Origin of the sequence: Amycolatopsis sp. NPDC005232 (genome assembly GCF_040607795.1) — a bacterium.
In the GTDB taxonomy this organism is placed as follows: domain Bacteria; phylum Actinomycetota; class Actinomycetes; order Mycobacteriales; family Pseudonocardiaceae; genus Amycolatopsis.
In genome coordinates this window covers 42,985-58,198 of record NZ_JBEXHL010000047.1, presented here as the reverse complement: position 1 = coordinate 58,198, position 15,214 = coordinate 42,985, and the positions used below count along the sequence as shown (strand labels likewise).

General features: G+C 70.0%; 10 protein-coding genes, 2 tRNA genes and 1 pseudogene. 4 read left to right on the top strand and 9 right to left on the bottom strand.

The features are described from left to right. On the top strand, positions 1–498 hold a 498-nt coding region (locus ABZU76_RS46580), incomplete at its 5' end, for an aldo/keto reductase (protein WP_354883367.1). 71 nt (positions 499–569) lie between these two features. Beyond that, positions 570–962: pseudogene (locus ABZU76_RS46575) on the top strand (GNAT family N-acetyltransferase); the annotation flags it as partial. An 82-nt stretch (positions 963–1,044) separates the two neighbouring features. Here ABZU76_RS46575 and ABZU76_RS46570 read toward each other — a convergent pair. From ABZU76_RS46570 to ABZU76_RS46555, 4 genes are all read right to left on the bottom strand, one after another. Beyond that, a complete protein-coding gene (locus ABZU76_RS46570) occupies positions 1,045–1,860 on the bottom strand; it encodes an SAM-dependent methyltransferase (protein WP_354883365.1) in 816 nt (271 codons plus the stop codon). A gap of 96 nt (positions 1,861–1,956) precedes the next feature. Further along, complete coding sequence (locus tag ABZU76_RS46565) at positions 1,957–3,069, bottom strand: hypothetical protein (RefSeq protein WP_354883362.1); 1,113 nt, start codon at positions 3,067–3,069, stop codon at positions 1,957–1,959. 353 nt (positions 3,070–3,422) lie between these two features. Next, on the bottom strand, positions 3,423–3,983 hold the full coding sequence (locus ABZU76_RS46560; RefSeq protein WP_354883359.1) for a type 1 glutamine amidotransferase domain-containing protein: 561 nt from the start codon (positions 3,981–3,983) through the stop codon (positions 3,423–3,425). Between the two features lie 60 nt (positions 3,984–4,043). After that, the gene (locus tag ABZU76_RS46555) at positions 4,044–5,585 is read right to left on the bottom strand and encodes a SpoIIE family protein phosphatase (RefSeq protein WP_354883357.1); all 1,542 of its coding nucleotides are present in this window, start codon (positions 5,583–5,585) and stop codon (positions 4,044–4,046) included. Between the two features lie 154 nt (positions 5,586–5,739). Between ABZU76_RS46555 and ABZU76_RS46550 the strand changes: the two genes are divergently transcribed. Continuing rightward, positions 5,740–10,461 carry a HAMP domain-containing protein gene (locus ABZU76_RS46550; protein WP_354883373.1) on the top strand — a complete coding sequence of 1,574 codons (4,722 nt, stop codon included), beginning with the start codon at positions 5,740–5,742 and terminating at the stop codon, positions 10,459–10,461. Here the strand turns inward: ABZU76_RS46550 and ABZU76_RS46545 are convergent. Further along, positions 10,413–10,486: transfer RNA gene (locus ABZU76_RS46545), tRNA-Gly, on the bottom strand. The genes ABZU76_RS46550 and ABZU76_RS46545 overlap by 49 nt on opposite strands. Positions 10,487–10,604: 118 nt before the next feature. Here ABZU76_RS46545 and ABZU76_RS46540 point away from each other — a divergent pair. Continuing rightward, positions 10,605–10,678, top strand: a tRNA-Pro gene (locus tag ABZU76_RS46540). 409 nt (positions 10,679–11,087) lie between these two features. Here ABZU76_RS46540 and ABZU76_RS46535 read toward each other — a convergent pair. The 4 genes from ABZU76_RS46535 to ureC all read right to left on the bottom strand — a co-directional run bounded on the left by ABZU76_RS46535 (position 11,088) and on the right by ureC (position 15,205). Beyond that, complete coding sequence (locus ABZU76_RS46535; RefSeq protein WP_354883354.1) at positions 11,088–11,861, bottom strand: urease accessory protein UreD; 774 nt, start codon at positions 11,859–11,861, stop codon at positions 11,088–11,090. Between the two features lie 158 nt (positions 11,862–12,019). Beyond that, positions 12,020–12,733, bottom strand: a complete 714-nt coding sequence (gene ureG / locus ABZU76_RS46530) for an urease accessory protein UreG (RefSeq protein ID WP_354883351.1) — start codon at positions 12,731–12,733, stop codon at positions 12,020–12,022. 13 nt (positions 12,734–12,746) lie between these two features. Further along, on the bottom strand, positions 12,747–13,487 hold the full coding sequence (locus tag ABZU76_RS46525) for an urease accessory UreF family protein (protein ID WP_354883348.1): 741 nt from the start codon (positions 13,485–13,487) through the stop codon (positions 12,747–12,749). Next, a complete protein-coding gene (gene ureC / locus ABZU76_RS46520; RefSeq protein WP_354883346.1) occupies positions 13,487–15,205 on the bottom strand; it encodes an urease subunit alpha in 1,719 nt (572 codons plus the stop codon). The genes ABZU76_RS46525 and ureC overlap by 1 nt, the downstream gene beginning before the upstream one ends. Positions 15,206–15,214 lie beyond the last annotated feature (9 nt).

The window sequence follows — 15,214 nt, the reverse complement described above, 5'->3', positions numbered from 1 at the left end:
CCCGCGCGCGACAAGTACCTCGACACGTGGAAGGCACTGGAGAAGCTCTACGCCGACGGCCGCGTGCGCGCCATCGGCGTGTCCAACTTCCAGCCTTCGCACCTGCGCCGCGTGCTCGACGAGGGCAGCGTGGTGCCGGCGGTGAACCAGATCGAGCTGTCGCCGTACCTCGTCCAGCAGGAACTGCGCGCCTTCCACGCCGACCACAGCATCGCCACGGAGGCCTGGAGCCCCCTGGCCAAGGGCGGCGACCTCCTGGGCGAGCAGGCCGTCGTCGAGGTGGCCACCGCGCACGGCCGCACGCCCGCCCAGGTCGTCCTGCGCTGGCACCTGCAGCTGGGCAACGTGGTCATCCCGAAGTCCGTCACACCCTCGCGCGTGGCCGAGAACTTCGACGTCTTCGGCTTCACCCTCACCGACGCCGAGGTGGCCGCCCTCTCGGCCCTCGACCGCGGCCTGCGCACCGGCCCGGACCCGGATACGTTCGACGTGGCGTGAGGTCTCGGCTGATGTGAAACGGGCGGCTTCCCTTGGTGGGAGGCCGCCCGTTTTTCGTTCTACGGTTCGGTATGGAGATCGAGCTTCGGGACTGGCTGCCCGACGACGCGGCGTGGTACGTCGCGCAGGTGCAGGATCCGGACACCCTGCGCTTCACCACGGAACGGGCGACAGTGACGGTCGCTGAGTTCCGGCGCGCACTGGAAGCGTTGCGCCGCAACGAAAACGCCCTCGGCTTCGTCGCCATCGCCGCCGGGTCCGGCGAGCGGCTGGCCAACCTCGCGGCGGAGCGCAAAGGTGCCGTCGCCGAGGTCAGCTACTGGGTGGCAGCCTCCGCACGAGGCCGCGGCGTCGCAAGCCGCGCGCTTGCCGAGCTGTGCCGGCGGGTGAGCGCGGCGTGGCCCGACATCGAGATCCGCCTCTGGACGCACACGGACAACGTCGCTTCGCAGCGGGCGGCCGAGCACGCCGGGTTCGGCCGAGTCGAAGGCCCGCCCACGAAGGAGATCAGTGGCCAGGCCTGGCCGGTGGTCCACTACCGCCGGCTCACGGCTTCCGGGCCACTCCACCCAACGTCAGATAGTTCAAATCCCCCACCGGAGTCATCCGCGGGCCGTCGGGCCACCATTCGTGCAGCATGCCCAGGCCCGGATCCAGCAGCTCCAACCCGGTGAAGAACGACTCGATCTCCTCCCGTGACCGGTGCACCGTGCCCAGCCCGGTGCCCTGGAAGGTCGAGTCGATGAGGTGCGCCAAGGCCTGCCGGGGTGGGTCGGCCGGGGGTTGGTGGTGGTGGGTGAGCAGGAGATACGAGCCGGGGGCCAACTGGTCGACGTAGCTGCGCACGATGAACTGCGCGCGGTCGAGGCTGTCGATGTGGTGGACGATCGAGCAGAGCAGCAGGGCCATCGGGCGGTCGAAGTCGAGGTGGCGGTAGACGATGGGGTCGCCCAGGGTGGCGCCCGGGTCGGTGAGGTCGGCGCCGGAGACGTGGGTGCGGTCGTTGGTCTCCAGGACGGCGCGGCCGTGGACCTGGACGACCGGGTCGTTGTCGACGTACACGACTCGCGCGTCGGGGTTGTGGCGTTGGGCGACCTCGTGGGTGTTCTCCGCGGTGGGCATGCCGGAGCCGAGGTCGAGGAACTGGTCGATGCCGCGGTCGGCGGCGAGGTGGCGGACCACGCGCATGAGCCACGCGCGGTGCTCGCGCGCCATGTCCTGGGCGCCGGGAGCGATGGTGAGCAGGCGCTGGAGCATCACTCGGTCGGCTTCGTAGTGGTCGCAGCCGCCGAGGAGGGCGTCGGACAGGCGGGCCAGGCTGGGGCGGTCGGGGTCGAAGCGCGTCGAGGTCCCCGAAACCACCATTGCCCCCTTCGCGCCACGGACAGTGCACAGACTACGACACCGCGTCCACCAAGTGAACCCACTCCCCACAGCCTGCTCCACCTGCAGTAATCCTCAGGAGAACGAGAGTTCTACCCACGTCCTCCCGGCGTCCGTCGTCCGATACACAGCGGAGCCGCTTTCGGCGTCCGGCAGGCCGTCGACGACCACTCCGACGCCGTCAGCAGCGTCGCCGATGAAGGCCAGATCCGAGAGTCCGACGCCACGATCGGACAGCACGGTGGTGGTCCACGTGCGGCCGCCGTCGGTGGTGTGGTGGAGGAAGCCGTCGCCGCCGCCCTCGGCCGCGACGGTCGCCGTGTCGGCGGTCGCGGCGCTGAAGCCCTGTGTGATGCCGACGGCCGGTGCATCGGCCGTGCCGCTGAACGTGCCGCCCAGCTTCGGCGCGCGCCACATCCGCCGCTCCGACGAACCGGGCTGCGGCGAACCCGGGCTGCTGCTGCACAACGCGATCACCTGCCCGGCCCGCACCCCGCTCAGCGACGCCGTGGTCCCGGACGGGCACGGCGGCGAAGCGGGCGTGAACACCACTCCGTCGCGCGAAGTCCAATACTCCTCGGTGCGGTAGTCGGCGCCCAGCGCAATCTGCAGCCCTCCCCCGGTGGCCAGATCGCCGTAGGTGATGCCGCCCGTGACCTCGAACCCTGGCAGCGGCGCCAGCACGGGCGCGCCCGCCAGGCCGGAGTACACGGACGTGGTGTTGCCGTAGGAGTTGCTCGTGACCACGGCGAAAATCCGGCCGCCCGCCTCGGCCAGCGCGGACACGTAACGCTGCCCGCCGCCGGCCACGAGCACCGTGAACCAGTGCCGGCCGCCGTCGCGCGTGGCGAGAATACGGGAGCCGTCGGTGACGTAGAGGTGCTGAGCGCTGGCGGCGACCAGCCGGACGTGATTGTGGTTGTCCGGCAACGACATCGGCGGCGCGCTCAGCCTTCGCCAGTGCGCGCCGCCGTCGGTCGTCTCGAGCAGAACCGGGCACCAGCCCGGTTCGCCGCAGTCGGTGTAGCCGAGCACGAAGCCGTGCTCCGGCCCGGTCCAGCTCGTCGACGCGGGCGCGAAGCCGGTGGGAACAGCAGAAACATCTGGAGCGGCAGTGGCGGAGGCGGGGACGAGGGCCAGCACGGCGAGTGCGGCCGCGACGACGGCGGCGCACCGGGTGGGTTTCATGATCGGCAGGACGTGCGGCCCTCACCGAGGTTGCCCGTCTTCGCCCGGACGGCCCGGAATTCAGCCCTTCGGCTTCCGCGGCGACGGAGGCGCGGGCGGCCCCGTCGGTTCCGCCGGCCCCGGCGGGGGAACCTGAGCCTCCTTCACGGCCTTGTCCCCGGCGGGGGCGGGCGTGTCGAAGTGCTCCCGGCACCACCGGCCGTATCGCCTCGAATGCACTGTCATCGCGTCACCTCCTCCCGGATCGCACAGCTCGGACCCCACAAGGGTCCCGCGTGGACCGGAAGAGCGCCACTTTTTTGGATACACAGTGGCTACACAACGGTTGCACAGTGCCCAGCTCGGCGCCAGCGTCAGCCGACCGGGTGGCGCCGCTGCGCGAACTCGTCGATCACCTTCGCGCAGAACGCCGGCAGGTCGTCGGGGTTCCGGCTGGAGACAAGACCGTTGTCCACCACGACTTCTTCGTCGACCACGGTGCCGCCCGTGTTGCGGATGTCCGTGCGCACGCTGGGAAACGAGGTCAGCGTGCGCCCTCGAACCACGTCGGCCTCCACGAGCGTCCACGGCCCGTGGCAGATCACGCCGACGGGTTTGCCCGCGCGCACGAAGTCGCCCGCGAACCGCACGGCCGCCGGGTCGCGGCGCAGGTTGTCGGGGTTCATCGTGCCGCCGGGCAGCAGCAGGGCGTCGTAGTCGTCGGCGGAGACGTCGGCGACGAGCCGGTCGACCGGGAATGTGGCGCCCTTGTCGATGTCGCCGTTCATGGCCTGGATCTCGCCGTCGGCGAGCGAGACCAGATCCACCGTCGCGCCTTCGGCGGTGACCGCCTTGCGCGGCTGCTCCAGCTCCACCTGCTCGACGCCGTCGGCCGCCAGGATGGCCACCTTGCGGCCCTGAAGTACTTTCGCCATCGGGTTTCCTTCGTCCGGGGTCCAAGTGACTGACCCCCGGCTACCCGCGTGGCGGACCGCTCAATCCGCGCGCGCCACGGCTTCGATCGCGAGCACGGCGATGTCGTCGTGGCCGGAGTTGCCCAGCCACGCGCGCACGGCCTCGCGCAGCCTCGCCACGACCTGGTGCGCCGGCAGCCCGACGCAGTCGGCGAGCACGGAGTGGAACCGCTCGTCGCCGAACAGCTCGGCCGATTCCGTGCGGTTGCGGGCTTCCGTGACGCCGTCGGTGTAGAGCAGGCAGACGTCGCCCTCGTCGAGGTGCACCGTCGCCTCGGCGAAGCGGGCCTGCGGCGAGATCCCGACGAGCGTGCCCGGCACGCTCACCTCCTCGACCCCGCCGTCGCGGCGCAGCACGAGCGGCGCCGGATGCCCGCCCGAGGCGAGCGTGACGTCGAGACCCGAGTCCGTCGGCGCCACCGAGCCGAGCACGAGCGTCGCGAAGCGATTGGAGCCGCCGGCGATGAGCAGTTCGTTGAGCAGGCGCAGCATCGTGCGCCCGTCGCGTTCCACGAGCTGCAGCGCGGCCAGCGAATGCCGCACGCGGCCCGTGAGCGCGGCTGCCTCGGCACCCTTGCCGCAGATGTCGCCGACGACCACGAACGCGCTGCCGTCTTCCCGCGCGGTCACGTCGTAGAAGTCGCCGCCCACGCCGAGAACGCCACCGGCCGGCTCGTACCAGAGCGCGAAGTTGGCGCCGTCGACCTCCGCCGGCGGCGTCGGCTTCAGCGTGGTCTCCAGGCCGCGCGTCGCTTCTTCCTGACGCGCGTAGCGCTGCGCGTTGGCCAACGCCGTGCCCGCGGCCGTGGCGAACGCCTCGATCGCGCGCGGCTGCCCGGCGCCGAACGCCGGCTCCGTGCGCCGCCCGATCAGCACCGCGCCGGTGACGCCGCCCTCGTCGACGCCCAGCGACACCGCCGAAACCTCGGCGTGGCCGGAGAACCGCTCGGCCACCGCCGACGGCATCGTGGCCACCTCCGCGGCGGGCACCACGCGCACCTCGGGCGGCCCGATGGCCGCGAACGTCTCGGCCACCGCCGGCGCGTGCTGAGCCGGCACCCGCCGGATGCGGCCGTGGCCGGGCGCGCCGTGGTCCTCGCAGCTCCACCACTCCCAGCGGCCGCGGGTGGTGGGCAGCAGCACGAACACGCAGTCGCCCAGCGCGGAGGCGGCCAGCTCGGCGATCACGCGCGCCGTGCCGTGGCGGCCGCGGGCCGCGGCGAGTTTCGGACCGGCTTCCGCGAGGAACTCCTCAGGACGACGCGGGCTGTCGTCGACCACGGTCCACACGCGCCAGCCCTCGGGCAGCGGGCGCAGGTGCGCGGCGCGGCGGACGTCGCCGAGGTCGATGCGGCCGGTGCTCTCCGTCACGGTGACGAGCACGGGCGGACCTTCCACGGCGAGCGTGCGCGCGGCCGCGTTAGCCCAGCGCACGGCTCCGGCCGGGTCCTGGACGAACACCGGATCCCGCACGTCTTCGAGCACCGAACGCCAGAAACCCCCGTGCTCGGGCAGCTCGGCGCCGGGTGGCAGGGCCGACGCCGGAGCGGGCCGTGACACCATGCACGAACCTCCTGCCTCCGGGTCGACCGACTTGTCGTCAGTACAAGGTTGGCACAGCGTGAGCGGGCGGACTGGCTCGAAGTGTAGGGCGAACCATGGCACGCTGGGTCGACGACCATGGCTGGCACACGCGTGGTGGAGAGGGTCGGCAGACATGACAACCGGTTCCGAGCGGGACGAGATCACCGGGGGAAACGGCATTGCCGCCGGTGAGGCGGCCGCGCTGGAGCGCCTCCTGGCCGCCGTCCGTGACCTCGGCGAAGGCAACTTCCGCCGTCGGCTCGTGGCGAGCGGCGACGGGATCGCCGCTCAACTCGCGGGCGCGTTCAACGACATCGCCGAGCGCAACCAGCGGCTCGTGACCGAACTCATGCGCGTGCGCGGCGCCGTCGGGCAGGAGGGCCGGCTCACCGAGCGCGTGCGCGCCGAGATCGGCCCCGGTGGTTGGACCACCGCCGTCGAGACGATCAACGGGCTGATCGAGGACGTCAGCAAGCCCGTGGTGGAGCTCGATCGGGTGCTGGGCGCGGTGGCCGAGGGCGACCTCTCGCAGCCGATGGCGTTGCAGCTGGACGGCAAGCCGCTGCAGGGCCAATACGCCGACCTCGCGAAGACCGTGAACGGCCTGCTCGCGCAGCTTTCGCGCTTCGCCGCCGAAGTGATCCGCCTGTCGCGCGAGATCGCCGGCGAGGGCCGTCTCGGCGGCCAGGCCGAGGTCCCCGGCGTCGCGGGCACCTGGCGCGACCTGACCGACTCCGTGAACTTCCTCGCCGACAACCTCACCGAGCAGGTCCGCAACATCGCCCAGGTCACCACGGCCGTCGCGCGCGGCGACCTGACCAAGAAGATCGACGTGGACGCCCGCGGCGAGATCCTCGAGCTCAAGACCACCATCAACACCATGGTCGACCAGCTCTCGGCCTTCGCCGACGAGGTCACGCGCGTCTCGCGCGAGGTCGGCAGCGAGGGCCGCCTCGGCGGTCAGGCCCGCGTGCCCGGCGTGGCCGGCACCTGGCGCGACCTCACCGACTCGGTGAACCTGATGGCCGACAACCTCACCGACCAGGTCCGCAACATCTCCCAGGTCGCCACGGCGGTGGCGGCGGGCGACCTGACGAAGAAGATCGACGTCGACGCCCGCGGCGAGATCCTGCAGCTCAAGACCACGCTGAACACCATGGTCGACCAGCTCTCCGCCTTCGCCGACGAAGTCACCCGCGTCGCCCGAGAGGTCGGCAGCGACGGCCGGCTCGGCGGCCAGGCCGAGGTCCCCGGCGCGGCCGGCACGTGGCGCGGGCTCACCGACTCGGTGAACCAGATGGCCGACAACCTCACCGACCAGGTCCGCAACATCTCCCACGTGACCACCGCCGTGGCGAAGGGCGACCTGACGCAGAAGATCACCGTCGACGCGCGCGGCGAGATCCTCGAGCTCAAGACGACGATGAACACGATGGTCGACCAGCTCTCGGCCTTCGCGGACGAGGTCACCCGTGTCGCCCGCGAAGTCGGCACGGAGGGCATGCTGGGCGGCCAGGCGCAGGTGCCCGGTGTCGCCGGCATCTGGCGCGACCTCACCGGGTCCGTGAACTTCATGGCCAACAACCTCACCGCGCAGGTCCGCAACATCGCCCAGGTCGCCACGGCCGTCGCGCGTGGCGACCTGACCAAGAAGATCGCGGTGGACGCCCGGGGCGAGATCCTCGAGCTCAAGACCACGCTGAACACGATGGTCGACCAGCTCTCCGCCTTCGCCGACGAGGTCACCCGTGTCGCCCGCGAAGTCGGCACCGAGGGGAAGCTGGGTGGTCAGGCTGCCGTGCCGGGCGTGGCCGGCACGTGGAAGGACCTGACGGACAACGTCAACTTCATGGCCAACAACCTCACCGACCAGGTGCGGAACATCTCGCAGGTCACCTCGGCGGTGGCGAAGGGCGACCTGACGCAGAAGATCAGCGTCGACGCCCGCGGTGAGATCCTGGAGCTCAAGAACACGCTGAACACGATGGTCGACCAGCTTTCGGCGTTCGCCGACGAGGTCACGCGTGTGTCCCGCGAGGTCGGCACCGAGGGCAAGCTCGGCGGCCAGGCCCGCGTGCCCGGCGTCGCCGGCACGTGGAAGGACCTCACCGACAACGTCAACGGCATGGCCGACAACCTCACCGAGCAGGTCCGCAGCATCGCCACCATGGCGAGCGCGGTGGCCAACGGGGACCTGTCGAAGAAGATCTCCATCGACGCCGCCGGCGAGGTCGCGGCGCTCGCGGCCACGCTGAACAGCATGGTCGAGACGCTGCGCGCGTTCGCCGACGAGGTCACGCGCGTGGCGCGCGAGGTCGGCACGGAAGGCATCCTCGGCGGTCAGGCGCGCGTGCCGGGCGTGGCCGGCACGTGGAAGGACCTGACCGAGAACGTCAACTTCATGGCGCACAACCTGACCAGCCAGGTGCGCAACATCTCGCAGGTGACCACGGCGGTCGCGCGAGGGGACCTCTCGCGCAAGATCGACGTCGACGCGCGGGGCGAGATCCTGGAGCTCAAGACCACGATGAACACGATGGTCGACCAGCTCTCCGCGTTCGCCTCGGAGGTCACGCGTGTGGCGCGCGAGGTGGGCACCGAGGGCAAGCTCGGCGGCCAGGCCGAGGTCGAGGGCGTGTCCGGCACGTGGAAGCGGCTCACGGAGAGCGTGAACCAGCTGGCCGGCAACCTCACCACCCAGGTGCGCGCCATCGGCCAGGTCGCCACGGCCGTGACCGCGGGCGACCTGACCCGCCACATCACCGTGGACGCGTCCGGTGAGCTGGCGGACCTCAAGGACAACATCAACCAGATGATCGCGAACCTGAAGTCGACGACGTCGGCGAACCGCGAGCAGGACTGGCTGAAGACCAACCTCGCGCGCCTCGGCGGGCGGATGCAGGGCCACCGCGACCTCGCGTCCGTGGCCACCCTGATCCTGTCCGAGCTGGCGCCGCTGGTGAGCGCGCAGCAGGGCGCGTTCTTCCTGGCCCACGACGACGGCAGCGACCCGGGCCGCAAGGTGCTCGACTGCATCGCCGCGTACGGGCTCGCGCAGTCGCGCGCCGGCCTTCGGTTCACGCTCGGCGAATCGCTGATCGGACAGGCCGCCGTCGACCGGCAGACGATCCTCGTGCGCGAGGCGCCGCCGGAATATGCGCTGGTGTCCTCGGGCCTCGGCTCGGCGCCGCCGGTGAACGTGATCGTGCTGCCCGTGCTGTTCCAGGGCGAGGTGCTCGGCGTCCTGGAACTGGCGTCGGTCAACGAGTTCTCCGCCGTGCACCTGGATCTGCTGGAGCAGCTGCGCCACACCATCGGCGTCAACGTGAACACGATCCTGTCGAACTCGCGCACCGAAGCGCTGCTCACGGAATCGCAGCGGCTGGCGCAGGAACTGCGGGCGCGCTCGGAGCAGCTGCAGGCGCAGCAGGGCGAGCTGCGGCGCTCCAACACGGAGCTGGCCGAGAAGGCGGCGCTGCTGGCCCAGCAGAACCGCGACATCGAGGTCAAGAACATCGAGATCGAGCAGGCGCGCCAGGAGCTGGAGGAGCGCGCCGGGCAGCTCACCGTGGCGTCGCAGTACAAGACCGAGTTCATGGCGAACATGTCGCACGAGCTGCGGACCCCGCTCAACAGCGCGCTGATCCTCGCGAAGCTGCTGTCGGAGAACCCCGAGGGCAACCTCACGGAGAAGCAGATCCAGTTCGCCAGGACCATCTGGGCGGCGGGCAGCGACCTGCAGCAGCTGATCAACGACATCCTCGACCTCGCGAAGGTCGAGGCCGGGCGCATGGACCTGCAGATGTCCGACGTGACGCTGCCGGAGCTCGTGAACTACGTCGAATCCCTGTGCCGTCCGCTCACGTCGGACAAGGGCCTGGAGTTCGCCGTGCTCATCGACCCACCCGTGCCCGGCAGCGTGCACACCGACGAACACCGGTTGCAGCAAGTGCTGCGCAACTTGCTGTCCAACGCCGCCAAGTTCACCGACGAGGGCGGCGTGCGGCTGCACATCCGCATGGCGTCGGCCGAAGAGGTGGAGCAGGAGGCGCTGCAGTCGGCGCCGGGGATCATCGCGTTCGGCGTGGAGGACACCGGCATCGGGATCCCCGAGGAGAAGCTGGCGATCATCTTCGACGCGTTCCGCCAGGCCGACGGCACCACGAGCCGCAAGTACGGCGGCACCGGCCTCGGGCTCTCGATCAGCCAGCAGCTCACGGAACTCATCGGCGGCGAGCTGCGCGTGCGCAGCGAACCGGGCCAGGGCAGCACGTTCACGCTGTACCTGCCCGTGGGCGCGGCGAACCTCATCGCGCCCGCCGTCCCGGTGCGCCGCGCGCCGAAGCTGCCGGTCCTGCCGAGCACCATCACCGTGACCGAGCCGGACAGCGCCCCGAAGCGCTTCAACGGCGAGAAGGTCCTGATCGTCGACGACGACCTGCGCAACGTCTTCGCCCTCGCCGCCGTGCTCGAACAGGCCGGCCTGGAGGTGATCTACGCCGACACCGGCGTCTCGGGCATCCGCGCCCTTGAGCGCCACGAGGACACCGCACTGGTCCTGATGGACGTCATGATGCCCGAGCTCGACGGCAACGCCACCATCGCGGCCATCCGCGCCGAGGCGGCCCACGAAGACCTGCCCGTGATTGCCGTCACAGCCAAAGCCACCGCCGAGGACCGCGAACGCACCCTCGCCTCGGGCGCCGACGACTACATCACCAAGCCGGTGGACACCGACCTGCTCCTGGACGTGATCGCCACCCGCCTCGAGGCCGACGCGGCCTCGTCCTCGCAGGTGAACGGATATGGAGCGGGTGACGGGAATCGAACCCGCGTAGCTAGTTTGGAAGACTAGGGCTCTACCATTGAGCTACACCCGCAGTGCCCCGTGGGTCCCAGTGGACCCGGAGGCTGGACCAGCTTAGCGTGAGGGCTAGGCTGGTGCCGCACACCCCCTCCGGACCCCGGGTCGCCCCGGGTTTCGCGGGTGGTGGGTATCGGGATGTGGCGCAGCTTGGTAGCGCATTCGCTTTGGGAGCGAAGGGTCGCAGGTTCAAATCCTGTCATCCCGACCGAGAGGGCTGGACCTGTGGGTTCAGCCCTCTTTCGTGTCGGCTGCGGCTCGGGAGCCGGCACAGCGCTTGGTGACACTCCTGGTTGAGAGTTTCAGAGTGCCCAGCAAGCCGCTGATCCCCGCGCCGCCGCTCTGGCCGGCCGACCCGATCGCGCCCCCTGAGGCGGCCGACCTCGAGGCGTGGATCGCCTCGCTGCCGGACGCACCTGCCGACTACCTCCCGAATGAAGCCATCCTTCGTTCCAGAGCAAGAATTCCCCATCACGCCGATCGAAGTGATGAAAGATGTTCTGAATACGCGCGAAGGAAAAGACCACTGCATTCGATGGCCGATCTGACCGAGCACCGCGTCGACGACCGGACCTCGCGCTCGCCACCGCTCGGGCAATACCGCTCGGAAAATAGGGTCAGCCCTTGCGCAGATCGGGCGCGGGGGCGCCCAGCACCGTCAGGCGAACCCGCTCCCACACGTTGTGCACCGCTGCCTGCACGGACGCCGAGGCATGGCCCAGGATTCGCACCGACGCACCCCGGCCCCGGGGAAGCTCACTGACCCCCCAGAGAACCTCCGGTGCCTCGGCCAAAGCGGACCGCAGCAGGTCGACGAGGTCGGATGACCGGGGACGGGCACACACCACGTAAAACGAGGCCAGCACATCGAATCCGCCCAACACGCCAGGTGACCGCGGGTCAAGCGTGTCCGGTCGCAAACGCAGAGTGTCGGCTGTCAGCGGGGTTCCCGCCGAGTCTCGGATTTCCATTTCCGACCAGAACAGGTCATACACGTGGGCTTCGCCGCGGGCCACTCGCCCCGGAAGCAGCACCTCGCCGAGAATCACCGTGGCGTCGTCGGCAACGGTCACACACGTGCGTTGGAACAATCGCGAACTGCGAAACGGCACGACCGCGTCGGGCAGGTACTCCAGAACCGCACCGGGGCCCACGCGCAGGTTGACCAGCTGCGTCGCGTAGTTGTCGACTGCGGCGAAGACTTTCGTCGGAGCCTGAGTCGTGAGGTGCACGGCGGACTCGGCCGCGCAGTCCACGTCCACGCGGTACCGATCCCCTTGCACCAGCCCGTCGCCTTGCTGTTGCAAGTACACGAACGCCATGTCCGGCAGGGCCGGGTCGAGGTGGATCGGCCGGTAGATGTGCAGCGGCGCCCGCTGGTACTGCCGCACGACTCTCGTCCGGCCCGCCCGTGGCGCCAGCTCGAGATCGAGCACCCCCAGCTTGCCCGGAGCACCCACCGCGAGACCGCCGCGGACGGGGCTGCCGAACTCGAGCACCTCGGCCGGCAGCCGGGCCGGGGTGCACCACGCCCGGTCGTCGCGTGGTGTCACCTCGTGCCGACGATGGGGGCGAACACGTCGATGACCTCCTCGATCCGGTGCGTGACCTCGGCCAGCCCTTCGCCGGTGAAACAGTTGGAGAACAGGAACGGCCGGCCTTCGCGTACGGCGCTCGCGTCCCGGTCCATCACCGACAGGTCCGAGCGCACCTGAGCGGCCAAGTCGATCTTGTTGATCACCAGCAGGTCCGAGTGCGTCACGCCGGGGCCGCGCTTACGCGGAATCTTGTCGCCCTGCGCGACGTCGATCACGAAGACGAAGTAGTCGGCCAGCGCACGACTGAAAGTCAGCGTCAGGTTGTCGCCGCCCGACTCGACCAGCACGACATCCGCATCCGGGTAACGCCGGGTGAGCTCGTCGACCGCGTCGAGATTCATCGTCGGGTCGTCACGCACGGCGGTGTGCGGGCAGGAACCCGTCTCCACACCCACCACTCGCTCGGGGTCGAGCACGCCTGCGAGCGTTCGGCGCACGTGCTTCGCGTCTTCGCTGGTGAAGATGTCGTTGGTGACGACCAGAGGCGTGTGGCCCGCGTCGATCAGCAAGGGCACCAGAGCCTCTATCAGCGCGGTTTTCCCCGACCCGACAGGCCCACCGATTCCGATCCGGGCGACACCCGGAGCGCGAGCTGCCGTGAACCTCGACCCGAGGCTGTCCGCGTGCGAGTGTGGGTGTGCGTGGTCATCACCGTGCGGTGGCATGATTTTTCCTTCCTCAGCTGGCGAACAGCCGAACTTCGAGTTCCTCGTGCTGCATCCCGAGCACGTCCAGCATCGGCGTGCAGCCGGCGATGTCGGGCACGTCCTTGTCGACGGTGGACTGCGCTGCCTCGGTCACCACCGGATGCGCACCGCGCAAAACCGCCTGCGCGGTGGTGTGGTCCGTCACCGCCAGTCGCACAGCTGCCGCGACCCAGTTCGCGGAGAAGGCGAACAGCTCTCCCGCCACCGCCTCGAGCCTCGGCACGCCCAGACCCGCACTCAGCACTCCCAGCACCACCGCGTGATTTCCCGGCGAGCGTCCGTCCTGGACGTGGCGTGCGAGCCGCGCCACCACCCCGATGCCGAACGCCTGACCGGCGACCCGTAGCAGCGCCCGCCCGGTTCTGGTCGACGTCTCCCGGGCCTCCCGGGGTAGTTTCACCGCGCTCAGCCGTTGGTCGGCTCGGGTGATCGCGTCGAGGTCCAGGGAGTCCTCGGTCGCCACCGCGCGGTGTGCGCAAGCCAGAGCAACGCCGTCCGACGGCGCCACACCGCATCGAACCTGGTCATGCAGCAATGCCGAGAGCAACACCGGATCCCGCACGTCGAACGGAGATCCGAGCTGCGCCGCCGTCTCGAGCCCCGACGACAGCGTGTAGCGACCGCTCGGGAAAGCCGAATCGCTGAGCTGCAGGACGGACAGGAACCCCGTGAGCCACTCCGCACCGGGCGCCGGCGGCGCGTGCCCGACCATCAGACGATGTAGTAAAGCTGCGACATCGACACCTCGTCGACCGCGGGCACCACGGCCGGCTCACCGTCCACAGTGACCTGATACGTCTCCGGGTTCACGACGATCTCGGGCGTCAGATCGTTGCGCACCATGTCCGCCTTGCCGACCGTGCGACACCCACGCACTGCTTCGGTCCAGCGGTCGACGCCGAGGCGCTCCATCACCTTCGCCTCCGCGGCCGCCTGGGACACGAACGTCACCGAGGTGCGTCCCGCGGCCTTGCCGAGCCCGGCGAACATCGGCTGCAGCAGCACCGGTTCCGGCGTCGGGATCGACGCGTTCGCGTCGCCCATCACCGCGTGCGCGACGAAGCCGCCCTTGAGCACGTACTTGGGCTTCACCCCGAACATGTTGGTGGGCCACAGCACGATGTCGGCGAGCTTGCCCGGCTCCAGTGAGCCCACGACGTGATCGATGCCGTGGGTCCGCGCCGGGTTGATCGTGAGCTTCGCCAGGTAGCGCAGGATGCGCTGGTTGTCGTCGCCCGCGGCCTCACCGGGCAGGCCGCCGGTGAGCCTCTTCATCTTGTCCGCGGTGCGCCAGCACGTCGCCACGGTGTCGCCGATGCGCCCCATGGCCTGCGCGTCGGAGGAGTACATGCTCAACGCACCGAGGTCGTGCAGCACGTCCTCGGCCGCCTCGGTTTCGGCGCGGATCCGCGACTGCGCGAACGCGACGTCCTCGGGGTTGTCGGGGTTGAGGTGGTGGGTCACGATCGTCATGTAGAACAGGTTGTCGGTCGTGTCCGTGGTGTACGGCCGCGTCGGGTTGGTCGAGGACGGCAGCACGTTGGGCAGCGACGCGATCGCCATCATGTCCGGCGCGTGGCCGCCGCCCGCGCCTTCGGTGTGGTAGCTGTGGATCGCCCGGCCGTCGATCGCGTCGAGCGTATCCGCGAGGTACCCGCTCTCGTTGAGCGTGTCGGCGTGCAGCGCGACCTGCACGTCGTACTCGTCGGCCACCCGCAATGCACAGTCGAGTGCCGCCGGCGTGGCGCCCCAGTCCTCGTGCACCTTCAGGCCGCACGCGCCGGCCTCGACCTGTTCCCGCAGTGCTTCGGGCCGGCTGCTGTTGCCCTTGCCCATCAGGCCGATGTTCACGGGGAGAGTTGCCGTAGCCTCGAGCATCCGCGCGAGGTGCCACGGCCCGGGAGTGACCGTCGTGCCCTTCGAGCCGTCAGCCGGACCGGTGCCACCGCCCAGCAGCGTGGTGACTCCGCTGGCCAGCGCGTGCGGGATCTGCGCCGGTGTTAGGAAATGCACGTGGGTGTCGATGGTTCCGGCGGTGGCGACCAACCCTTCGCCGGAGATCACCTCCGTGCCCGGTCCGATGACCATTCCGGGGGTCACACCGTCCTGGACGAACGGGTTTCCGGCCTGGCCGATGCCGGCGATCAGCCCGTCCTTGACACCGATGTCCGCCTTGACGATGCCGAGCACGGCGTCCATCACGATCACCGACGTGATCACGAGATCCAGGACGCCGTCGGCGTTGGGTAGTCCCGGCGCTTGCGCCATTCCGTCGCGAATGGACTTGCCACCGCCGTAGATCGCTTCCTCACCCGGCAGGATCAGGGTCTTCTCGACCCGGGCGATGAGCTCGGTGTCGGCGAGCCGGAACCGATCGCCCGCGGTCGGTCCGTAGAGCGCCGCGTACTGGGCGCGCGGGATCGTGGTCAAGACTGTTCA

Bases quoted from the DNA above. Each gene is read 5' to 3' on its own strand.
- ureG (WP_354883351.1), bottom strand. From the start codon at position 12,733: ATGCCACCGCACGGTGATGACCACGCACACCCACACTCGCACGCGGAC.
- ABZU76_RS46565 (WP_354883362.1), bottom strand. From the start codon at position 3,069: ATGAAACCCACCCGGTGCGCCGCCGTCGTCGCGGCCGCACTCGCCGTG.
- ABZU76_RS46550 (WP_354883373.1), top strand. From the start codon at position 5,740: ATGACAACCGGTTCCGAGCGGGACGAGATCACCGGGGGAAACGGCATT.
- ABZU76_RS46555 (WP_354883357.1), bottom strand. From the start codon at position 5,585: ATGGTGTCACGGCCCGCTCCGGCGTCGGCCCTGCCACCCGGCGCCGAG.
- ABZU76_RS46560 (WP_354883359.1), bottom strand. From the start codon at position 3,983: ATGGCGAAAGTACTTCAGGGCCGCAAGGTGGCCATCCTGGCGGCCGAC.
- ABZU76_RS46525 (WP_354883348.1), bottom strand. From the start codon at position 13,487: ATGGTCGGGCACGCGCCGCCGGCGCCCGGTGCGGAGTGGCTCACGGGG.